The organism is Limimaricola cinnabarinus LL-001 (assembly GCF_000466965.1).
GTDB classification, from domain to species: Bacteria; Pseudomonadota; Alphaproteobacteria; order Rhodobacterales; family Rhodobacteraceae; genus Limimaricola; species Limimaricola cinnabarinus.
In genome coordinates this window covers 74,837-94,783 of sequence record NZ_BATB01000008.1, presented here as the reverse complement: position 1 = coordinate 94,783, position 19,947 = coordinate 74,837, and the positions used below count along the sequence as shown (strand labels likewise).

The following is a 19,947-nucleotide window of genomic DNA, read 5'->3' as shown; positions in this document are numbered from 1 at the left end:
TTTCAGGAGCATTTCGTCGCCGCAAACGCGATCCCGCACGCCACCGCCCCCTTCGCGGGGCTGCGCGCGACACAACCCCTGCCCGAGCCCAGCTTCAACGCGAATGGCGGCGGCGAGGCGGGCGGTCGACGACGCAGGCGGGCGCGCGACTGAAGGAAACCCGCTTGACGATGCGCGCGGGCTTGGCTACCTCCAAGCCAGAGCGCGCGGGTATGGTGAAAAGGTATCACGAAAGCTTCCCAAGCTTCAGTTACGGGTTCGATTCCCGTTACCCGCTCCAACCTCTCCCGCACGCGACAACCTGACGGGAGAGACGACATGTCCGACATCAAGCGTATCGAATCCAATGCCCGCATGAGCGCGGCCGTGGTCCATGGCGGCATCGCCTATCTGGCGGGGCAGATCGGCACGCCGGGCAACGACGCCCGGACCCAGACCCGCGAAATCCTTGCCGAGATCGATCGGCTGCTCGGCCTCGCCGGGACCGACAAGACGCGCATTCTCACCGCGCAGATCTGGCTGTCGGATATGGCGTATTTCGCCGACATGAACGCCGAATGGGAGCCTTGGGTTGCCAAGGACTGCGCCCCGGCCCGCTGGACCGGAGAGGCCAAGCTCGCCACGCCAGAGCACCTTGTCGAGATCATCGTGACCGCGGCGGTCTGAGCGCGACCCTGTCCGCTTCACTCTGAAAATACTCGGATCGCCCGGCCTGACACCGGGCGACCCCGCCCCGGAACCAGACTACGAAAAAGGGCGGCCCGTGATGGGGCCGCCCTTCGCATGTCGTGACCCGTGGCCGGTCAGGCGCCGTTGGCGCGCAGGAAGCCCACGAGCTGCGCGGTGGAGCCGTCCTTGTCGTCGGCACCCTGCTCGCCATCGACAATCGGCTGCAGCGCTGTGGCCAGCTCCTTGCCCAACTCTACGCCCCATTGGTCGTAGGAATTGACGCCGAGCACGATGCCTTCGACGAAGACGCGGTGCTCGTAGAGCGCGATGATCTTGCCCAGCGTCTCGGGATCGAGCTTCGGGTAGGCCAGCGTCGTCGAGGGCCGGTTGCCCGGGAACACCCGGTGCTTCGCCTGCCGCTCCAACTCGTCGCCCTCGAATTTGCCTGCGACCTTGTCGCGCGCCTCGTCGAGATCGCGGCCCTTCATCAGCGCCTCGGACTGCGCGAGGCAGTTGGCGATGAGCAGGCGGTGCTGATGCTCCAACCCCTTCTCGTGCCCCTCGGCGGCGACGAGAAACTCGCAAGGCACGACCCGCGTACCCTGATGGATCAGCTGGTAGAAGGCGTGCTGCCCGTTGGTGCCTGGTTCGCCCCAGACCACGGGGCCGCTGTGGAACTGCAACTCCTCACCATCCATCGAAACCCGCTTGCCATTCGATTCCATCTCGAGCTGCTGGAGATAGGCGGGCAGACGGGCGAGACGGTTGTCATAGGGCAGCACAGCGCGGGTGGCGTGGCCCAGCACCTGGTTGTGCCACATCCCCACGAGGGCCAGCATCGCCGGCATGTTCTGCTGCCACGGTGCGGAGCGGAAGTGCCGGTCCATCGCTTCGCCGCCGCGCAGGAAGGCGCGGAACGCTTCCGGCCCGATCGCGATCATTAGCGACAGGCCGATCGGCCCCCACATTGAGTACGCCCGCCGACCCAGTCCTCGAAGCCGAAGACCCGCTCCGGCGCGATGCCGAAGGCGGCCGTCTTGTCGGCCGCCGTCGACAGCGCGGCGAACTGCGCGCCGGTGTCGGATACGGTCTGCCCCATCCATGCCTTGGCGGTGCGGGCGTTGGTCATCGTCTCGATGGTGGTGAAGGTCTTGGAGGCGACGATCACCAGCGTCGTCGCCGGATCGCAGGCCGACAGCGCGTCGGCGATGTCGGCGGGATCGACATTGGACACGAAGTGACAGCGCGGCCCGTCGTGATAGGGTGCCAGCGCCTTGGCGGCCATCGCGGGGCCGAGGTCCGAGCCGCCGATGCCGATGTTGATCACGTCGGTGATCGCGCCGCCCTGCCCGGTGATCTCGCCCGAGCGTACGGCGCGGGCGAACCCTTCCATGCGCTTGAGCGTGTCCAGCACCTCGGGCATGACATCCTGACCGTCGATGGTCACGGCGCCGCCGTCGAGGTTGCGCAGCGCCGTGTGCAGCGCCGCGCGCCCCTCGGTCTCGTTGATCGGCGCGCCCGAGAACATCGCCTCGCGGCGGCCCGCCACGTCCCGCGTGTCAAGCAGCGCGACCAAGGCATCGCGCGTCTCGGCGTCGATGTTGGTCTTGGCGTAATCGAACAGCATTCCCAGCGCGCTGACGGAGTAACTCCGGGCGCGGCTTGGATCATCGAACAGCGTCTTGATGCGCCGGTTCTCCACGGCCTGCGCCCGTGTCTTGAGATCGTTCCACATGTCTCAGCCCTCCGCCCAGTGCACGGTCGCGCCCTTCAGGATCGCCGATACGGGCGCCTCCTGCGGATCGAGTGACTGGGCTTTTTCCAATGCGGCGCGCTTTTCGGCACCGATGATCACGATGTGCCGACGCATCGCCTCGTTCAATACCTTGGCCGACAAGGTGATGCGCGGCTCCGGCGCGCCGGGCGCGCGCATCGCCACGAGCGTCGCATCGCCGTTCAGCGCAGCGTCGAGCTGGTCCGCGCCCGGAAAGATCGAAGCGGTGTGCATGTCCGCGCCCATGCCCAACAGCACCACCGAGAGCGGCAGATGCGGCGCCAGCGCCCCCTGAAGCGCGTCGAGCCTTTCTTCGGGACGCTCGGCCTCGGCATAAAGCGGCAGGTAATGCGCCGCTGCTGCCTCGCCGGTGAACAGCCGACGCCTGAGCAGGCCGGTGTTCGAGCGTTCGGAGCTTTCGGGCACCCAGCGCTCGTCGGTGAGCATCACATGCACCTTGTCCCAATCGAGCCGGATCGCCGAGAGCGTGTCGAAGACCGGCCCCGGCGTGGTGCCGCCGGGCACCGCGAGGCTGGCGCGGCTATCGGCGGTGATCGCCGCGCGCAGCTCGCTGGCGACCCGGTCGGCAAGGTCGATCATCATCATCTCGGAATCGGCGTATTCGACGAATTCCATGCCGTTGGTTCCTTTCGGTTTCCTATCGGCACCACGGCAGGGCCGCGGCGCCCGGGCCTCTCAGCCCTTGATCTCGCGCCAGCGCCGGCCGTCGCGATGCATCAGCATCATCGCATCCTCGGGGCCGGCGGTTCCGGCGTCATAGAGCTTGGGCACGTCGTTGCGTGCCTCCCAGCCCTCGATGATCGGATCGGTCCAGGCCCAGGCCGCCTCGACCTCGTCGCCGCGCATGAACAGCGTCTGGTTGCCGCGGATCACGTCCATGATCAGACGCTCATAGGCGTCGGGCGCGTCCTCGCGGTCCGGGCCCAGCGCGTCGGCAAAGGTCATGTCGAGCGGCACGTCGACAAGCCGCATGCCGCCCGGGCCCGGCTCCTTGATCGTCACCTGCAGGTCCATCCCCTCATTCGGCTGAAGCCGGATCGACAGGATGTTGCGATGCCGCGCGGTGTCGCCTTCGAAGATCGTGTGGCCGAGATCCTTGAACACCACCGCGATCTCGGAGGAGCGCGCCTTCATGCGCTTGCCGGTGCGGATGTAGAACGGCACCTTGGCCCAGCGCCAGTTGGCGATGTGGCATTTCAGGGCCAGAAAGCTCTCGGTAAAGCTACGCGGGTTCTCGGCGTCATCGCGGTAGGAGGGACCGTCCTGCGACGCCTCGTACTGGCCGCGCACGATCTGGTGCGGCTCGACCGGTTGCAGGGCGCGGATCACCTTGAGCTTCTCGTCGCGCACCGTGTCGGCGTCGTAGGTCGAGGGCGGCTCCATCGCGATCAGACACAAAAGCTGCATCAGGTGGTTCTGCACCATGTCACGCATCGCGCCCGATTTGTCATAGTAGCTGCCGCGCCCGGTCACGCCCACGGTCTCGGCCACGGTGATCTGGATATGATCGATGTAATGCGAGTTCCACAGCGGCTCGAACAGCACGTTGCCGAACCGCACGGCCATCAGGTTCTGGACCGTTTCCTTGCCGAGATAGTGGTCGATCCGGTATATCTGCCCCTCGTCGAAATGCTCGGCCAGCGTGGCGTTCAGCGCCTTGGCCGAAGCGAGATCGCGGCCAAAGGGCTTTTCCACGACGATCCGGCTCGAAGCATCGGCGATGCCATGCTGGTGCAGCCGCTCGGCCAAGGCGCCGAACAGCGAAGGAGCCACCGAGAAATAGAAGGCGCGGATCACGCCGTCGCGCATCAGATCGCGCAGCTGGCTCCAGCCGCCATCGCCCGTGGCGTCGATGGCGACATAGTGCAGCCGCCCGAGGAAGGCGTCGATCCCGCCCGCATCGTTCTTTTCCTCCGAGCCGAACTCCGCGATCGCCTCGCGGATCATCTGCCGGTAACCCGCATCGTCCATGTCGGAGCGTGCGGCTCCGATGATGCGAGCCTCGGCAGGCATTTGACCCGACCGGAAGCGGCGAAACAGCCCCGGCAGGATCTTGCGCCGGGCAAGGTCGCCGGTGCCGCCGAAAATGACGAGGTCGAAGCTGTCGACCGGAATGACGCGCGATACCATGGGTGTCTCCGTCTGGGCGGCCACCGAAGGCCGTGCAGTTAGCGCTAACGCCGCCCTCTTAGCGGTGTGATCGGCCGCAGTCTAGGCATCGGCGGATGGGCTGCAACCCGATCCCGGCGAAACAGCGCGGCCTTGGCGCGATCAGGCCTCCAGTTCGGCGTCCCAATAGAGGAAATCGATCCAGCTGTCGTGCAGGTGATGCGGCGGGAAGCGCCGGCCGCGGTCGCGCAACTCCTCCGCGCCGGGCCGGCGCGGCGCGCGGGTCAGGTGCAAGCCGGATTGCCGCAAGCTCCGAGAGCCCTTGCGCAGGTTGCATGGCGAACAGGCGGCAACGACGTTCTCCCAACTCGTGACACCGCCACGGGCGCGCGGGATCACGTGATCGAAGGTGAGATCACCCTTGGAGCCGCAGTACTGGCAGCGAAAACCGTCCCTCAGAAATAAATTGAAGCGCGTGAAAGCCACGCGCTTCTGGGGTCGGACAAAATCTCTCAGCACCACGACCGAGGGTATTCGGATCACCATGGAGGGCGAATGCACCTCGGCATCGTATTCGGCGACGATATCGACCCGGTCGAGGAACACCGCCTTCACCGCCTCCTGCCAAGGCCATAGAGACAGCGGGTAATAGGAGAGCGGCCGGTAATCCGCGTTGAGCACCAGCGCCGGGTGCTGCCTGAGCCCCACCGGGTCGCGTACGAACTCGGTCCTGAAGTCGCCTTGCATCGTGAGTCCGTCCTCGCTCTCGCAGCCCCTTCGGACGACCAGAGCGGGAGCCCCGCTCCTGCCGTACATCGACTATATCTGGCGGCGACAAGCTGGCAAGTCCCAAGGTCGTGTCGTCGCAAGGATCAGCTTGGCCCGCGTGGATGACATCAATATGACGATGAGCGGTCGTTCTGCCCAGAGATCAGGCGATCCCGAGACGCTCGCGCATGAAGGCCAGCGCCACTTCGAGTCCGTCGGGGGCGATTCCATGCGCCGTGCCCTTCATCACATGGGCATAAAGGTCGGTCCAACCAGCCTCCTGCAGCGCCTGCGCCGCCTCGGGCAGCGATTGCGGCGGCACCACCTCGTCCATGTCGCCATGCACCAGAAGGATCGGCAGCCGGTTCTGCACCTCGTCGGCGAGAAGCTCGGGCTCGAGCAGCCGGCCCGAAAAGGCCACCAGCCCCGCGACCGCGTCCTCGCGGCGCGGCAGCACGTGCAGTGCCATCATCGTGCCTTGTGAAAAGCCCACGACCATCACCTGCTCGGGCAGCAGGTCCTCATCGACCATGACCCCATCGAGAAAGGCATTGAGATCCTCGGCGGCGCGGGCGAGGCCTTGGCGGCTCTCCTCTTCACTCGACCCGTCGATCCACGGGATCGGGAACCACTGGAACCCCATCGGCGCGCCGATGCAGGCTTCCGGCGCATCGGGTGCGAGAAACAGCGTGTCCGGCATGTGCTCGGCCAGCGGATCGGCAAGCCCCAGAAGATCGGCCCCGTTGGCGCCGTAGCCATGCAGGAAGACCACCGCCGAGCGCATCTCGCCGCTGAGCGGCTCCACTCGGCCGGATTGCAACGCGCGTGTCATAGGATTCCTTCCCTGCCCTTCACATGGTGGTAGTATTCCCACAGACCGCGTGCCGCAACCGCGCGCCAAGGTGACCATTGCGCCGCGATCTCGCGCAGCGAGCGTTCCTTGGGCCGCTCCTCCAGCTCCAGCAGGTGCCGCGCCCCCTCCTGCAGCGCGAGGTCGCCGGGTGCGAAGACATCTGCCCGGCCCAGCGCGAACATGGCATAGATCTCGGCGGTCCAGACGCCGATGCCGGTGACGGCGGTGAGGGTAGCGATGACCTCGTCCGTGGGCGCGTCGCGCAGGATGCCGAAGTCGATCCCCGCCTGCGCCAGCGCCCGCAGGTAGCGCATCTTCTGGCGCGACAGGCCACAGGCGCGAAGGCTCTCGTCATCCGCCAAAGCGAGCGTTTCGGCCCGTAGCAGACCGGCCTCTTCGAGCCGCCCCCGGATCGCCCGCGCCGAGGCGGTCGACACCTGCTGGCTGACGATGGCAGACGCGAGTTGACCAAAGCCGTCAGGCGTGCGGCGCAGCGGCAGCGGACCGGTGATCTCGAGAAGCCGGGCGAAATGATCGGTGTTCGCCGCGAGCCAACCGGCCCCCTCGGCCACGTGGTCCTCATGCGTGATGATGCGTTCGCTCACAGATCCTCCGCCCATTGCAGCGCCGCTTCCACCGTTTCGACCACCTGCGCCCCGTCGGGCAGCGGCGGCCGGTCGAGCAGCACGACCTTCAGCCCCAGCCTACGCGCCGCTTCGAGCTTGGCGCGCCCGTCCTCACCGCCCGAATCCTTGGCCGCCAGCACGTCGACCCCCATCAGCGCGAAGAGCGCCATTTCGTCGTCGGCGCTGAAAGGCGGGCGCGAGACGACCCATTGGCCGTCCTCATGGGGGAACGGCCCCGGCGCCGGATCGATCCTGCGGCACAGCACGCGGCGGTCTTCGAGACCGCTGAAAGCTTCGAGCCGCTGTGGCCCAGTGGCCAGAAAAACGGTCTTGCCGCGCGGCACATGCGCCGCGAGGTCGGCCTCGGCCTTGATGCGGGTCCAGTCGTCTCCCGGCGCGGGCGTCCAGCCGGGGCGGCGCAGAATGAGATGCGGCAGGCCGATCTCGCAACAGATCCGAGCGGTGCGCCCGGTAATGGTCTCGGCAAAGGGATGGGTGGCGTCGATCACGGCGGTGATGCCATGCTCATCGAGCGCGGCACGAAATCCCGCCTCGCCGTCGAACCCGCCACTGCGCACCGGGACGCCCGGATCGAGCGGACGACGCGTGCGCCCGGCGAGCGAGGCCAGCACCGGCATGCCGCGCGTGGCCAGCCCGGCGGCGATCTCGCGCCCCTCGCGGGTTCCGGCGAGCACCAACACCGTCACGAGGCGCACCCGAGGATCGTGCCCGCCCGGTCGATGACCACCACGTCGAAGGCGATGGCGCTGCCGTCTCGCGCGGTGCCGAAACGGGAGGAGAGCTGCGTCAGCGCCGCCTCGGCCACGTGCTGCCCCAGATCCGGGGCCATCCGCGCCGCCTCGAGCGCCGTGTTGGCCGCCGCGATCCCCGGCACGCCCGCCAGTTCGGCGAGCCCGGCGAAATCCACTTGGGACCGGGCCGAATGCAGGTCCACCGCACCCTGTGCGAGCTTGGTGATCTTGCCAATGCCGCCACCGATGGTGACGCGCGGAACAGGGTGTTTGGCAAGGTATTTCAACATGCCGCCCGCGAAATCGCCCATGTCGAGCATCGCGTGATCCGGCAGACCATGAAGCCCTTGCACCACTCGCTCGGACGTCGCCCCGGTGCAGCCTGCCACGTGCTCCAGCCCTGTCGCGCGCGCCACGTCGACGCCCCGGTGGATCGACGCGATCCAGGCCGCGCAGGAGAACGGACGCACGATGCCCGTGGTGCCGAGGATCGATATTCCCCCGGCAATCCCGAGGCGCGGGTTCCACGTCTTCTCGGCCAGCGCCGCGCCGCCAGGGACCGAGATGGTGATCTCGACATTCGGCGCGCGCGCGAGGTCGGCGGCGATCTCGGCCACCACCTCCTCCATCATGGCGCGCGGCACGGGGTTGATCGCGGGCTCCCCCGGCGGGACGGGCAGTCCGGCCTTGGTCACCATACCCACACCCTCGCCCGCGCGGAACGTCACGCCCTGCGCCGCCTCGCGTACCCGCGCCACGATCAGTGCGCCATGCGTGACATCCGGGTCGTCGCCCGCATCCTTGACGATACCCGCTTCGGCCCAGCCCTCGCCCTCATCCCGATGCGCCACGGCAAAGACCGGCGTTTCGCCACGCGGCAGGGTGATCGACACCTCGCCTGGCCATGCTCCACCCCAGAGCCGCAACAGCGCCGCGCGCGTGGCGGCGGCGGCGCAGGCGCCGGTGGTCCAACCGCGGCGAAGGGGGGCGGGCGTGCTCATATGCGCAACATTAGGCTCGCGGGGCGATGGTGGAAAGCGCGACCGGGGGTTCCCTCGCGCCGGGCGCGCGGCAATAACGATCCCATGACCGACTCGATCTCCCTCCCCGCCCATCACTGGCCCGCCCTCGAACCCGGCTGGGTCTGGCTCTGCGGTGCGGGCCCCGGCGATCCGGGCCTGCTGACGCTGCACGCGCTCAACGCGCTCCGGCAGGCCGATGTCATCGTCTACGACGCGCTGGTCGACGAGCGTATCCTCGACTGGGCGCCGACGCCGAGAAGATCTATGCCGGGAAGCGGGGCGGCAAACCTTCGGCCAAGCAGCGCGACATCTCTCTGCGGCTCGTCGAGCTGGCGCAGGCCGGGCGGCGGGTGCTCAGGCTCAAGGGGGGCGATCCCTTCGTCTTCGGTCGAGGCGGCGAAGAGGCGCAGACGCTGGTGCAGCATGGCGTACGGGTACGGATCATTCCGGGCATCAGCGCCGGCATCGGCGGGCTGGCCTACGCCGGTATTCCGGTCACACATCGCGACGTGAACCAGTCGGTGACCTTCGTGACCGGCCACGACCAATCCGGTGCCACGCCCTCCTCGCTCGACTGGGCCGCGATCTCGCGCGGCAGTCAGGTCATCGTGATCTACATGGGCATCAAGCATGCCAGCGCCATCGCCGACGCCCTGCTCGCGGCGGGTCGCGCGGTGGACGAACCGGTGGCGGTGGTCGCGGGCGCCACCACGCCTTCGCAGAAGGTGCTGGAGACCCGGCTCGACCGCATGGCCGAGGACATCGAACATACGAAGCTGGAGCCGCCGGCGATCATCTGCATCGGCCGCGCGGCCTTGATGCGGCAGGTGCTCGACTGGCAGGGCCAACTCGCGGGCGAAGCCCCGCGCGATCTCGATCCCCTGGGACGCGGACGGCCCGCCGAGCAGGGCTGATGCCCAGCCTGTTGATCGCCGCACCTTCCTCCGGCTCGGGCAAGACCACGGTCACGCTCGGCATCCTGCGCGCGCTCTCGCGGCGCGGGATCGCGGTGCGGGGCGCGAAATCCGGACCGGACTATATCGACTCCCGCTTCCATGAGGCGGCCTGCGGGGTGGCCTGCTTCAATCTGGATGCCTGGGCGATGGGCGCCGAAAGGTTGAAGGCCTTGGCAGGCGGGGCCGAGACCTTGGTGGTCGAAGGCGCGATGGGCCTCTTCGACGGCGCGCCGCCCGATGGTCGAGGGGCCAGCGCCGATCTGGCGCGGCAACTGGGCCTTCCGGTCGTGCTGGTGGTCGATGCCGGTCGCATGGCGCAATCCGTGGCACCTCTCGTGGCGGGGTTCGCAGGCTTCGATCCAAAGGTCCGGATCGGTGGGGTCGTGTTGAACCGCGTGGGTTCCCCCCGACACGAGGGAATGCTGCGCCGGGCGCTGGAGCGCATCGGCCTGCCGGTGCTCGGGGCGCTACCGCGTGAAGCGGGCCTTTCGCATCCCTCCCGCCACCTCGGCCTGGTGCAGGCGGGCGAACGTCTCGACCTCGACCGCTTTATCGATCACGCCGCCGACCTCGTCGAGGCGCATCTCGATCTCGGCGCCCTCATGGGGTTGGCACAGTCCGCCGCTCCCTTGCCGCCACGCACCGGTCCGCACGTGCCGCCGCCCGCGCAACGTATCGCGCTGGCGCAGGATGCGGCCTTCGCTTTCTCCTACCCGCATCTTTTGGCCGATTGGCATGCACAGGGCGCTGAGATCCGGCCCTTCTCGCCCTTGGCCGACCAAGCCGTCCCGGAGGCGGATCTGGTGCTGCTTCCGGGTGGTTATCCCGAGCTTCACGCAGGCAAGCTGGCCGGAGCGCAGATATTCATGCAAAGCCTTAAAAAGTCGGCTCAAAATTCTGATATATATGGAGAATGTGGCGGATACATGGTTCTGGGCGACAGCCTGACAGATGCGGAGGGCACCGCGCACCAAATGGCGGGATTGCTGCGGCTTTCGACGTCCTTCGCCAGCCGCAAGCTCCATTTGGGCTATCGCCGCGTGACGGCGGCGCATGGGCCGTTCAGGGGCGACTGGACCGCGCATGAGTTCCACTATGCCACCACGCTCTCGGCCATCGGCGCGCCGCTGTTCGAGGCCTGCGACGCGGAAGGCACAGCCTTGTCACCGATGGGGCTGCGAGAGGGCTGGGTCTGTGGATCCTTTGCGCACCTGATCGATCGGGCGTGACAGAGCGGCGCGTGGCCGCTACCGGTGATGCATGACAAGCGCACCCATTCCCGACGATCGCCGCGCCAAGCGCAATACCGCGTTTCTGGTCGCAGCACAGGCGATCCTCGGCGCGCAGATGCCCATCCTTTTCGTGATCGGCGGACTTGTGGGGGCGGAGCTGTCGCCGAACGCCTGCCTCGCCACTCTGCCGATCTCGCTCATCGTCTTCGGCTCGATGACAACGGCGCCGTGGATCTCGCCGCTGATGCAGCGGCGCGGACGACGCGCGGGGTTCGTGATCGGGGGCATCGCCGGGGCGCTCGGTGCCGGACTCGGGGCGCTGGGGCTGATGCTCGGCTCGTTCCCGGTGCTGCTGCTTGGCTCCTATGTCACCGGCATCTACATGTCGGCGCAGGGCTTCTACCGTTTCGCGGCCGCCGATTCGGCCTCCGACAGCTTCCGCCCCAAGGCGATCTCATGGGTGATGGCGGGCGGTCTCGGTGCGGCGATCATCGGCCCGCAGCTCAACAAGGCGGTGCTCGACGCCTTCGCGATACCCTTTCTGGGCAGCTACCTCGCCGTGATGGCGCTGAACCTCGGGGGGCTGTTTCTATTCCTTGGGCTCGACCTGCCGGTCGGCACGCCTTCCGACCCCAAGGTCGCGCCGGTCCCGAACCGGTCCCGGCGGGCCCTGCTGCGCGAGCCGGGCATTCTCGTCGCGATTCTCTGCGCGATGGTGTCCTACGGACTGATGAACCTCGTGATGACCTCCACCCCGCTCGCGGTGGTCGGCATGGGGCATGGGCGCGACCACGCCAATGACATCGTCTCGGCGCATGTGCTCGCGATGTATGTGCCGTCGTTCTTCACTGGCCACCTCATCGCGCGATTCGGCGCGGCGCGGATCGTGGGCACGGGGCTGGCGCTTCTTGGGTCCGCCGGACTGACTGGCCTATCGGGCACGAGCCCGCCCGCCTTCTACGCCACGCTGATCCTGCTGGGCCTTGGCTGGAACTTCGGCTTCATCGGCGCGACAGCGATGCTCACCTCCGAGCACCGCCCCGAAGAGCGCGGCGTGGTGCAGGGCCTCAACGACACGTTGGTTTTCGGCTTCGTGACGCTGGCGTCGCTGTCGTCGGGCGGGCTGATGAACTGCTCCGGCGGGATGCCCGCCCAAGGGTGGTTTTTCGTCAACTCGGCGATGTTCCCCGCGTTGGCGTTGGCGGGTGGTGCGCTTCTTTGGCTCCGCAACCGCCGCCGGGTTACCATCGCCCCGTCGCGGCCCTGAGCGCCAGCGCGGCGGCACCGGCGGCGGGGCCGGGGGTCAAGGCGCCCTGCGCGACGCGGCCCGGATCGGCCACCGCGCGCTTCAGGACTCCCTCGGCCTGCCACGCGGCGCGCAGCGCCGGGACGACCGCCTTTGACAGTCGCGTCTTTCGAGCGTCATGCAGCGCTTCGAGTCCGCGCCGGGCGAACTCGCGTACCGCCTCGGGGCGTCCATCGACGAGCGGGCGTTTGCCACGCTCCTCGAAGCCGGGGATCGCCATGAGCCAGAGCGCCACGCCGTGGCCGAAGCCCGCCCTGCGGATCGGACCCTCCTCGTCGTCACCGGCCCCGAGCGCCTTGGCCGAAAGCCACATCAGCCCGCCCGCCGTGGCGTCGACATGCGCGTCGAGGGCGGCCTGATCCTCGAACGGGTCCGAGTAGATGTCCCAGCGCCGCGCGGCCACCAAGGCGTCGAGCGCGGCTTCGGGCAAGGCCGCCTCGCGCACGACCTGCGCCAGGGGGGCTGCGACTTCGTGGGCGCGCACGGGCGCGCCGCCGACGATCTCCTCGACCACGTCGCGCCACCATTGCAACCGCATCTCCGCGATCATCGGCTCCTTGGTCACGAAGGGCGCACGCGCCACTTCGAGGTTGAAGGCATAGAGCGGAAACAGCTTTTCGCGGGCGGCCACCGGCGCGGTCATGGCCGCGCGGAACCGGTCGGGATCGCCACGTTCGACGAGACCTGCACAGGCGGCGACGCTCATGGCCGCGCCACCGGTGCTGCGCCGTCCCGGATCAGCTTCCAGCGGATGGAGTCCACCAGCGCGTCGAAGCTCGCATCGACGATGTTGGCCGAGACGCCCACGGTGGACCAGCGCTCCCCCTGCCCGTCCTCGCTGTCGATGATGACGCGGGTGACGGCCTCGGTGCCCCCATCGGTGATCCGCACCTTGAAGTCGACGAGATGCACGTCGTCGATGATCGACTGGTAGGGGCCGAGATCCTTGCCCAGCGCGCGGCTGAGCGCGTTGACCGGACCGCGATCCGACCCGTCCGGCCCGGCGCTTTCCGACACGCTCATCACCTTCTCGCCGCCGATCTTGACCACGACCACCGCCTCGGACAGCGACACCATCTTGCCACGCTTGTTGCGGCGGCGCTCGACCGTGACACGGTAGCGCTTGACCTCGAAGAAGTCCGGCAGCCGCCCCAGCTCGTCCAGCGCCAGCAGCTCGAAGCTCGCCTGCGCGGTGTCGTAGGAATAGCCGCGCGATTCCTGCTCTTTGATCCGGTCGAGGATTCGGGCGAGCGCGGGATCGCCCTTCTCGACCTCGATCCCGGCGCGGGCGAGGCGTTCGCGCAGGTTCGATTGCCCCGCCTGGTTCGACATCGGCACGATGCGGGAATTGCCGACGACGCCCGGCTCGATGTGCTCGTAGGTCGAGGGGTCTTTGGCGATCGCGCTCGCATGCAGCCCGGCCTTGTGGGCAAAGGCCGAGGCGCCGACATAGGGGGCCTGCTTCATCGGCACCCGGTTGAGGATGTCGTCGAGAAGCCGCGAGGCACGGCGCAGTCCCTTGAGCGCGTCCGGCGTCACGCCGGTCCGCATCGTCGAGGCGTAGGGCTCCTTGAGCAGCAGCGTCGGGATCAGCGTGGTGAGGTTGGCATTACCGCAGCGCTCGCCCAGTCCGTTGAGCGTGCCCTGGATCTGGCGCGCGCCTGCTTCGACCGCGGCCAGTGAACAGGCCACCGCCTGCCCGGTGTCGTCATGGCAATGGATGCCCAGATGATCGCCCGGGATTCCGGCGGCGATCACGTCGCGGGTGATGGCCGCGATTTCCTCGGGCATGGAGCCGCCATTGGTGTCGCACAGCACGACCCAGCGCGCGCCGGCATCATAGGCGGAGCGGATGGCGGCGAGGGTGTAGTCCGGGTTCGCCTTCCAGCCGTCGAAGAAATGCTCGGCGTCGAACAGCGCTTCGCGGCCCTGCGCCACGATATGCGCGATCGTCTCGCGGATGTTGGCGAGGTTTTCGTCGAGCGTGATGCCGAGCGCCGTGGTGACGTGAAAATCATGCGTCTTGCCGACGATGCAGACCGACGAGGTGTTTGCGTTGAGTACCGCCGCCAGCACCTCGTCATTGGCGGCCGACCGCCCGGCCCGCTTGGTCATGCCGAAGGCGGTGATCGTGGCGCGGGTCGCGGGCGGAACTTCGAAGAACTCGCTGTCGGTTGGGTTGGCGCCAGGCCAACCGCCTTCGATCTGGTCGATGCCGAGACCGTCAAGCGCCTGCGCGATCTGGATCTTCTCGCGGGTCGAGAATTGTACGCCTTGGGTCTGCTGCCCGTCGCGCAGCGTAGTGTCGTAAAGATAGAGCCGGTCGGTCATGCGCTGCCCCCGAGTTTGGTCTCGTCGAAATCCGGGCCGGGCTGCCAGCTTGCCTGCCCGCCCATATCGGTCACCTGCACGCCTGCGGCGCTGAGGATGTCGCGGATGCGGTCGGCCTCGGCCCAGTCTTTGGCGGCGCGCGCCTGCGCCCTGCGCGATAGAAGCGCAGTGACGGCGGCGTCGACCTCGGGCGCGATCGCGGGCGCCGCGTCGGCCCCCGCGAGGGTGGCGAGCGCGTCCCAATCCTCGATCAGCCCCATCAGTTCGAGCGTGGCGGCAAAGGGCACGAGCTTGGCCGGAGTCTTGGCCGCCGCCAGAACATGCATCCGGGCGATGGCGCCGGGGGTGTTGAGATCGTTGGCAAGTACGCCGAGGAACTCCTTGTCCATGCACCACTCGCCAGACGCCTTCAGGCCCTTGACCATCCTGGCGGTAAAGCCGTGCGCGTGCAGGATGCCGTACCACTTGGCCAGCGTCGCCTCGGCCTCGGCGCGCTTGTCCTCGGTCCAGTCCATCGGCTTGCGGTAATGCGTGCCCAGCATGACAAGACGGATCACTTCGCCCGGCACACCGCGGTCGAGCAGGTCGCGCACGGTGAAGAAATTGCCCAAGGACTTGGACATCTTCTTGCCTTCGACCTGCAGCATCTCGTTGTGCATCCAGATCCGCGCGAAATCGCCTTCAGGATGGGCGCAGGCGGATTGCGCGATCTCGTTCTCGTGGTGTGGAAACTGCAGATCGATGCCGCCGCCATGGATGTCGAAGCTTTCGCCGAAGAGCTGGTAGGACATGGCCGAGCACTCGATGTGCCAGCCCGGACGCCCGCGCCCGACGCTCTGGCCTTCAACAACGGGACCGTCCCATCCGGGCTCGTCGTCGCGCGACGGCTTCCACAGCACGAAATCCATCGGGTCGCGCTTGTAGGGGGCCACCTCGACGCGCGCGCCCGCGATCATGTCCTCGACCGCGCGGCCCGACAGCGCGCCGTACTCGGCATGGCTCGATACCGAGAACATCACGTGGCCCTCGGCGGCATAGGCATGACCCGAGAGCACGAGGCGTTCGATCATCGCGACCATCTGGCCGATGTAATCGGTGGCGCGTGGTTCGTGATCTGGCCGCAGCGCGCCGAGCGCGTCCATGTCCTGATGATACCACAGGATCGTCTCATTGGTGATCTCGCGGATCGGGCGACCGGTCTGGGCCGCGCGCGCGTTGATCTTGTCGTCGACGTCGGTGAAGTTGCGCGCATAGGCGACATGGTCCGGGCCGAAGATTTCGCGCAGCAGCCGGTAGAGCAGGTCGAACACCAGCACCGGCCGCGCGTTGCCCAGATGCGCCCGGTCATAGACCGTCGGCCCGCAGACATAGAGCCGGATGTTCTCCGGGTCGATCGGCGTGAACTCCACCTTGCGGCGGGTCTTGGTGTCGTGCAGGCGGATCGTCGTCATGTGGGCCTCGCAGGCGGTGACGCCGGCGGGCTGATCCTGTGTTCCATCGGGAAAACGTGAGAGCGGCCCGCGTGACGCAAGTCAGCAGGAAATGATGCAGCCGATGATGATGCTCGTGCTCGTCATGGAAAGCGATCTAGCAGCCGTGTCGTCCTACGTCCAGCGTCTCGGGCGATTGACAGTGGGATGCGAGCCCGCCCTTGTGGACGACATGACAGTTTCACATCGCATCACGCAGATCACCGCCGGCGGTTCGGACGGCTGGGACCTGTTCCGCAAGGCCCGCCGGATGATCGAGGCCGGGATCCCCGTCACCGAACTGACCATCGGCGAACACGACATTCGCACCGATCCGGGCATCCTCGACGCCATGAACCGCGCAGCATTGGGCGGTCACACCGGCTATGCCGCTGTTCCGGGCATCGCCGGTCTCCGGGCCGAGATCGCCCGGCGGGTGGAGGCGCAAAGCGGTGTGGCAACCGCGCCCGAGAACGTCCTCATCGTGCCCGGCGGGCAGGCCGGTCTCTTCATGGCGCATCTGGCCGCCTGCGACGCCGGGGACGGCGCGCTTTATGTCGACCCGTTCTATGCCACCTACCCCGGCACGCTGCGCGCGGCGGGGACGGCGGCGCTGCCGGTGGTGGCGCGTGCCGAAGATGGCTTCGTGCCGCGCGCCACCGATCTGGAGGCCGCGATTGAGGGGCATGGGGGCCGCGTACGCTCGCTGCTCATCAACACGCCCAACAACCCGACCGGTGCGGTCTATGGGCGCGACGCTTTGGCCGAGATCGGCGCGCTGTGCCAACGCCGGGACCTCTGGCTCATCTCGGACGAGGTCTATGAGGGGCAGGTCTGGGAGGGCGAGCATCTGAGCCCCCGCGCCTTGTCCGGCCTCGGGGGACGGACGCTTGTCGTGGGATCGATGTCCAAGGGCCACGCGATGACCGGCAGCCGGATCGGTTGGATCGTTGGCCCTGAGGGCGCGATAGACGCGCTCGAAGACCTCGCTACCCACATGACTTACGGCATCCCCGGCTTCGTGCAGGACGCGGCGCTGCATGCGCTGCGGCTGGGACCAGCCTTCGAGGCAGAGGTCGCGGCACCGTTCCGGCGGCGGCGCGACATCGCGCAGCGTCTCGTCGCGGCGCAGCGAGTGGTGCGGGCGGTGCCGATGCAGGGTGCCATGTATGCGCTGCTCGACATCCGGGCCACCGGGCTCGATGGCGAAGCCTTTGCCGAGGCGCTGCTTGAGCGCGAGCGGATCGCGGTGATGCCGGGCGAAAGCTTTGGCCGTGCGGCGGCGGGGCATGTGCGCGTGGCGCTGACGGTCGAGGATTCGCAGCTCGAGGCGGCGCTGGTGCGGCTGCTGGCGCTGGCCGGAGAACTGGCCCGAGAAATGGCCGGGCCGCAAGCGCGGTAGCAGACATGAAAAAGGGGGCCGTAACCGACCCCCTTTTCCGCTAGTCGTGATCGAGGCTGCCCGGCAGATGGCCGGGCCCGTCCGATCAGAACTGGTAGGACACGCGCGCCGCGGCGGTGGTCGTCTCAAGGTCGGTGGCGCCGAGGTCTTCGAACTCGTGCTGCAGCACTTCGCCGCCGACGACGATGTTCTCGGTGACCTTGTAGTCCACGCCGGCACCGTAGACGTAGCCGTCGAACTGGTCTTCGCCGCCGATGTCATCGGCGGTGTAGGCGCTGGCGTAACCGGCGGTCACGTAGGGCAGGAAGGCGCCCGCGTCATAGCCCGCGCGCAGCTTGGCGGTGGCGATGCCGTCGATCTCGGTAGCGCTGTCCTCGTCACCGATCTCGGTGCCGACATAGGACACTTCGCCACCGAGGACGAGCTTGCCGAAGTCGTAGTTGTAGCCCAGCTGGCCACCATAGACGGCGCCGTCCTCATCGAACGTGTCGTCATCGGTTTCGGCTTCGCCGTAGCCGAGCTGGCCACCGGCGTAGAAGCCCGACCAGTCGGACCCGGTCGCGACCACGGGGGCCACGGCGACGGGGGCGGCGGGGGCCACCGGATCGGCGACCGGCATGGCCAGACCACCGGCAAAGGCGGGGGCGGCCAGAAGGCCGAAGGTCAGTGCAAAGGTGGGGGTCTTGAAATTCATGTGTAGTTCCTCTTCGTTCCATGCCCGGTCACCCGATGATTGGGAGGGGGGCGACCGTGGCGGACCACCGATCTGGGCCGGTGCGTCCTCGCTAGAACACATGGGCCATGGGAAGGTTCAATGCAGCTGCAGAAAAATGCGCAGGGTCGACGCCGTCTGCGCGCAGAGATCGGCCCATGTGTCGGCGGCGTCCTGCCGATTACCCTGCGGCACTGTCCGACAGGACCGAAATCACTGCCTCCGGTGGCACATCCGAAGTGACAAAGGCCTCACCTATCGCGCGGGCCAGCACGAAGCGCAGCTTGCCGTCTTTCACCTTCTTGTCCTGCCCCATAAGCGCCAACAGCGATTCGGCGGAGGGCAGATCGCCGGGGATGTCGCGCAGCTCGGCTCGCATGCCCATCGTGGCCAGATGCGCGCGCACGCGGCTCGGCTCCTCCTGCGGGCAGAGCCCAAGGCGCGCCGACAGATCGAAGGCCAGAGCGCAGCCGATCGCCACCCCCTCGCCATGCTTGAGCCGATCCGAATAGCCCGTCGCCGCCTCGAGCGCGTGACAGAAGGTGTGCCCCAGATTGAGAAGTGCCCGGTCACCCTGTTCGGTTTCGTCGCGCATCACGATCTCGGCCTTCATCTCGCACGACCGCCGCACCGCCTCGAGCCGGGCGTCGCGGTCGCCGTCGCGCAGGCGCGGGCCGTTGATTTCGAGCCATTCGAAGAAACCCGCGTCGCCCAGAAGGCCGTATTTCACCACCTCTCCATAGCCCGAGAGAAACTCGCGCTCGGGCAGCGTGTCGAGCAGCGCGACGTCGGCAAGCACGAGCACCGGCTGGTGAAACGCCCCGGCAAGGTTCTTGCCCTGCGCGGTGTTGATGCCGGTCTTGCCGCCGACCGAACTGTCGACCTGCGCCAGGAGCGAGGTAGGCATCTGCACGAATCGAATGCCGCGCCGGGCGATGGCGGCGGCGAACCCGGCCAGATCGCCGATCACCCCGCCGCCAAAAGCCACGACGAGATCGCCGCGCTCGACGCGGCTCTCGATCAGCCATTCGGTCGCGCGGGCCAGACCGTCCCACGACTTGGTTGCCTCACCCGCAGGCAGCGCGAGGCTCACCGCCTCGATGCTTTGGGCAGCGAGTCCGGCTTCGAGTGCCGCCAGATGTGCCTGTGCCACGGTTTCGTCGGTAAGGATCGCGACGCGCGGGCGGCGCAGCAGCGGGCGCAGGTGATGCCCTGCCTGCGCCACGAGCCCGGCGCCGACATGAATGTCATAGGCCCGCCCCGGTAGGTCGACCCGGACGGTGGCAGTCTTGGGGGCGATCATTGCTGTGTCTCCATGATGTCGGGCCGGGTGGCGAGGGTCTCGATCACGCGGCTGGTGGTCCGGTCGATCGAATCCCCCGGCTGCGCGATAAGCCGCAGTTCGGCTTGCGCATAGACGGGGCGGCGCTCGGTGAGTAGGCGCGACAGCGTGCCGCGTGGATCCGCGGTGCGCAGCAAGGGCCGGGTGGATTTGTGGCGCACCCGTTCCCACAGAAGATCGAGATCGGCGTCCAACCACAGCGCCGCCCCCAGCCGGGAGATCATGTCGCGATTGGCAGGGGCGAGATACGCGCCGCCTCCGGTCGAGATCACGCGCGGCCCCGCTTCGAGCAGCCGCCCTAGCACTTCGCTCTCTCGGGCACGAAAGAACGGCTCACCGTCGCGGGCGAATATCTCGGCGATCGTGCATTTCGCAGCCTCCTCGATGGCCGCGTCGCTGTCGACGAATCCGCAGCCCAGCCGTGTGGCGAGAGCGCGGCCGATGGCGGTCTTGCCCGATCCCATCATCCCGACCAGGACCAGGGGTCGTCGCAGCTGCCGCGCGCGTGGCGCTCCGGCGTCGTCCCGTACCGTCATCTGCGCCTTCCCCGCCTGCATCCGTCCCCTTGTCGCGGCCCGCAGTACGGGCCCGGCAATTTCTCGC

The 19,947-nt window shown here is 67.9% G+C and carries 17 protein-coding genes, 1 tRNA gene and 2 pseudogenes; 6 read left to right on the top strand and 14 right to left on the bottom strand.

The features are described 5' to 3' along the window. The first annotated feature begins 206 nt into the window (after window positions 1–206). Window positions 207–280: transfer RNA gene (locus MBELCI_RS05240), tRNA-Gly, on the top strand. A gap of 38 nt (window positions 281–318) precedes the next feature. Further along, window positions 319–666 carry a RidA family protein gene (locus MBELCI_RS05235; RefSeq protein WP_021693115.1) on the top strand — a complete coding sequence of 116 codons (348 nt, stop codon included), beginning with the start codon at window positions 319–321 and terminating at the stop codon, window positions 664–666. 137 nt (window positions 667–803) lie between these two features. On the opposite strand, the pseudogene pgi reads toward MBELCI_RS05235, so the two are convergent. From pgi to MBELCI_RS05195, 8 genes and pseudogenes are all read right to left on the bottom strand, one after another. Next, window positions 804–2,404: pseudogene (gene pgi, locus MBELCI_RS05230) on the bottom strand (glucose-6-phosphate isomerase). A 3-nt stretch (window positions 2,405–2,407) separates the two neighbouring features. After that, window positions 2,408–3,079, bottom strand: coding sequence for a 6-phosphogluconolactonase (gene pgl, locus MBELCI_RS05225; protein ID WP_021693113.1), 672 nt, complete (start codon window positions 3,077–3,079; stop codon window positions 2,408–2,410). A 60-nt stretch (window positions 3,080–3,139) separates the two neighbouring features. After that, window positions 3,140–4,594, bottom strand: a complete 1,455-nt coding sequence (gene zwf, locus MBELCI_RS05220) for a glucose-6-phosphate dehydrogenase (RefSeq protein ID WP_021693112.1) — start codon at window positions 4,592–4,594, stop codon at window positions 3,140–3,142. Between the two features lie 141 nt (window positions 4,595–4,735). Continuing rightward, window positions 4,736–5,320: an HNH endonuclease gene (locus tag MBELCI_RS05215; RefSeq protein ID WP_021693111.1), complete on the bottom strand. Its 585-nt coding sequence runs from the start codon at window positions 5,318–5,320 to the stop codon at window positions 4,736–4,738. A gap of 184 nt (window positions 5,321–5,504) precedes the next feature. Next, a complete protein-coding gene (locus tag MBELCI_RS05210) occupies window positions 5,505–6,173 on the bottom strand; it encodes an alpha/beta hydrolase (protein ID WP_021693110.1) in 669 nt (222 codons plus the stop codon). After that, on the bottom strand, window positions 6,170–6,814 hold the full coding sequence (locus MBELCI_RS05205; protein WP_045319737.1) for a DNA-3-methyladenine glycosylase family protein: 645 nt from the start codon (window positions 6,812–6,814) through the stop codon (window positions 6,170–6,172). The genes MBELCI_RS05210 and MBELCI_RS05205 overlap by 4 nt, the downstream gene beginning before the upstream one ends. Then, a complete protein-coding gene (locus MBELCI_RS05200; protein WP_021693108.1) occupies window positions 6,796–7,536 on the bottom strand; it encodes a cobalt-precorrin-6A reductase in 741 nt (246 codons plus the stop codon). Before MBELCI_RS05200 ends, MBELCI_RS05205 begins: the two co-directional genes overlap by 19 nt. Beyond that, complete coding sequence (locus MBELCI_RS05195) at window positions 7,524–8,573, bottom strand: cobalt-precorrin-5B (C(1))-methyltransferase (protein ID WP_021693107.1); 1,050 nt, start codon at window positions 8,571–8,573, stop codon at window positions 7,524–7,526. The genes MBELCI_RS05200 and MBELCI_RS05195 overlap by 13 nt, the downstream gene beginning before the upstream one ends. An 84-nt stretch (window positions 8,574–8,657) precedes the next feature. Here MBELCI_RS05195 and cobA point away from each other — a divergent pair. The 3 genes and pseudogenes from cobA to MBELCI_RS05180 all read left to right on the top strand — a co-directional run bounded on the left by cobA (window position 8,658) and on the right by MBELCI_RS05180 (window position 12,049). Further along, window positions 8,658–9,508, top strand: a pseudogene (cobA, locus tag MBELCI_RS05190) (uroporphyrinogen-III C-methyltransferase). Next, window positions 9,508–10,779, top strand: a complete 1,272-nt coding sequence (locus tag MBELCI_RS05185) for a cobyrinic acid a,c-diamide synthase CobB (protein WP_021693105.1) — start codon at window positions 9,508–9,510, stop codon at window positions 10,777–10,779. Before cobA ends, MBELCI_RS05185 begins: the two are co-directional and overlap by 1 nt. 31 nt (window positions 10,780–10,810) lie before the next feature. Next, window positions 10,811–12,049, top strand: a complete 1,239-nt coding sequence (locus tag MBELCI_RS05180; RefSeq protein WP_021693104.1) for an MFS transporter — start codon at window positions 10,811–10,813, stop codon at window positions 12,047–12,049. Here MBELCI_RS05180 and MBELCI_RS05175 read toward each other — a convergent pair. Genes MBELCI_RS05175 through cysS form a run of 3 tightly spaced genes read right to left on the bottom strand, consistent with a single transcriptional unit; the run spans window position 12,024 to window position 15,870 of the window. After that, window positions 12,024–12,794 carry a squalene/phytoene synthase family protein gene (locus MBELCI_RS05175; RefSeq protein ID WP_045319736.1) on the bottom strand — a complete coding sequence of 257 codons (771 nt, stop codon included), beginning with the start codon at window positions 12,792–12,794 and terminating at the stop codon, window positions 12,024–12,026. The genes MBELCI_RS05180 and MBELCI_RS05175 overlap by 26 nt on opposite strands. Continuing rightward, the gene (cimA, locus tag MBELCI_RS05170; RefSeq protein ID WP_045319735.1) at window positions 12,791–14,419 is read right to left on the bottom strand and encodes a citramalate synthase; all 1,629 of its coding nucleotides are present in this window, start codon (window positions 14,417–14,419) and stop codon (window positions 12,791–12,793) included. The genes MBELCI_RS05175 and cimA overlap by 4 nt, the downstream gene beginning before the upstream one ends. Continuing rightward, window positions 14,416–15,870 carry a cysteine--tRNA ligase gene (gene cysS / locus MBELCI_RS05165; protein ID WP_021693102.1) on the bottom strand — a complete coding sequence of 485 codons (1,455 nt, stop codon included), beginning with the start codon at window positions 15,868–15,870 and terminating at the stop codon, window positions 14,416–14,418. Before cysS ends, cimA begins: the two co-directional genes overlap by 4 nt. A gap of 211 nt (window positions 15,871–16,081) precedes the next feature. On the opposite strand from cysS, the gene MBELCI_RS05160 reads away from it, so the two are divergent. Next, window positions 16,082–17,290, top strand: a complete 1,209-nt coding sequence (locus MBELCI_RS05160) for a pyridoxal phosphate-dependent aminotransferase (protein ID WP_045319750.1) — start codon at window positions 16,082–16,084, stop codon at window positions 17,288–17,290. An 85-nt stretch (window positions 17,291–17,375) separates the two neighbouring features. Here the strand turns inward: MBELCI_RS05160 and MBELCI_RS05155 are convergent, their stop codons facing one another. The 3 genes from MBELCI_RS05155 to MBELCI_RS05145 form a co-directional block, all read right to left on the bottom strand. After that, window positions 17,376–17,984 (bottom strand): outer membrane protein, encoded by a 609-nt coding sequence (locus MBELCI_RS05155; RefSeq protein WP_021693100.1) that lies wholly within the window; start codon window positions 17,982–17,984, stop codon window positions 17,376–17,378. Window positions 17,985–18,183: 199 nt separating this feature from the next. After that, a complete protein-coding gene (gene aroB, locus MBELCI_RS05150) occupies window positions 18,184–19,305 on the bottom strand; it encodes a 3-dehydroquinate synthase (RefSeq protein ID WP_021693099.1) in 1,122 nt (373 codons plus the stop codon). After that, a complete protein-coding gene (locus MBELCI_RS05145) occupies window positions 19,302–19,880 on the bottom strand; it encodes a shikimate kinase (protein WP_045319749.1) in 579 nt (192 codons plus the stop codon). Before MBELCI_RS05145 ends, aroB begins: the two co-directional genes overlap by 4 nt. Window positions 19,881–19,947: the final 67 nt, after the last annotated feature.

Coding starts and splice junctions, on each gene's coding strand:
- cimA (WP_045319735.1), bottom strand. CDS start 14,419: ATGACCGACCGGCTCTATCTTTACGACACTACGCTGCGCGACGGGCAG.
- MBELCI_RS05205 (WP_045319737.1), bottom strand. CDS start 6,814: ATGGGCGGAGGATCTGTGAGCGAACGCATCATCACGCATGAGGACCAC.
- MBELCI_RS05215 (WP_021693111.1), bottom strand. CDS start 5,320: ATGCAAGGCGACTTCAGGACCGAGTTCGTACGCGACCCGGTGGGGCTC.
- MBELCI_RS05185 (WP_021693105.1), top strand. CDS start 9,508: ATGCCCAGCCTGTTGATCGCCGCACCTTCCTCCGGCTCGGGCAAGACC.
- zwf (WP_021693112.1), bottom strand. CDS start 4,594: ATGGTATCGCGCGTCATTCCGGTCGACAGCTTCGACCTCGTCATTTTC.
- MBELCI_RS05180 (WP_021693104.1), top strand. CDS start 10,811: ATGACAAGCGCACCCATTCCCGACGATCGCCGCGCCAAGCGCAATACC.
- MBELCI_RS05175 (WP_045319736.1), bottom strand. CDS start 12,794: ATGAGCGTCGCCGCCTGTGCAGGTCTCGTCGAACGTGGCGATCCCGAC.
- MBELCI_RS05210 (WP_021693110.1), bottom strand. CDS start 6,173: ATGACACGCGCGTTGCAATCCGGCCGAGTGGAGCCGCTCAGCGGCGAG.
- aroB (WP_021693099.1), bottom strand. CDS start 19,305: ATGATCGCCCCCAAGACTGCCACCGTCCGGGTCGACCTACCGGGGCGG.
- MBELCI_RS05155 (WP_021693100.1), bottom strand. CDS start 17,984: ATGAATTTCAAGACCCCCACCTTTGCACTGACCTTCGGCCTTCTGGCC.
- pgl (WP_021693113.1), bottom strand. CDS start 3,079: ATGGAATTCGTCGAATACGCCGATTCCGAGATGATGATGATCGACCTT.
- cysS (WP_021693102.1), bottom strand. CDS start 15,870: ATGACGACGATCCGCCTGCACGACACCAAGACCCGCCGCAAGGTGGAG.
- MBELCI_RS05235 (WP_021693115.1), top strand. CDS start 319: ATGTCCGACATCAAGCGTATCGAATCCAATGCCCGCATGAGCGCGGCC.
- MBELCI_RS05195 (WP_021693107.1), bottom strand. CDS start 8,573: ATGAGCACGCCCGCCCCCCTTCGCCGCGGTTGGACCACCGGCGCCTGC.
- MBELCI_RS05160 (WP_045319750.1), top strand. CDS start 16,082: ATGACAGTTTCACATCGCATCACGCAGATCACCGCCGGCGGTTCGGAC.
- MBELCI_RS05145 (WP_045319749.1), bottom strand. CDS start 19,880: ATGACGGTACGGGACGACGCCGGAGCGCCACGCGCGCGGCAGCTGCGA.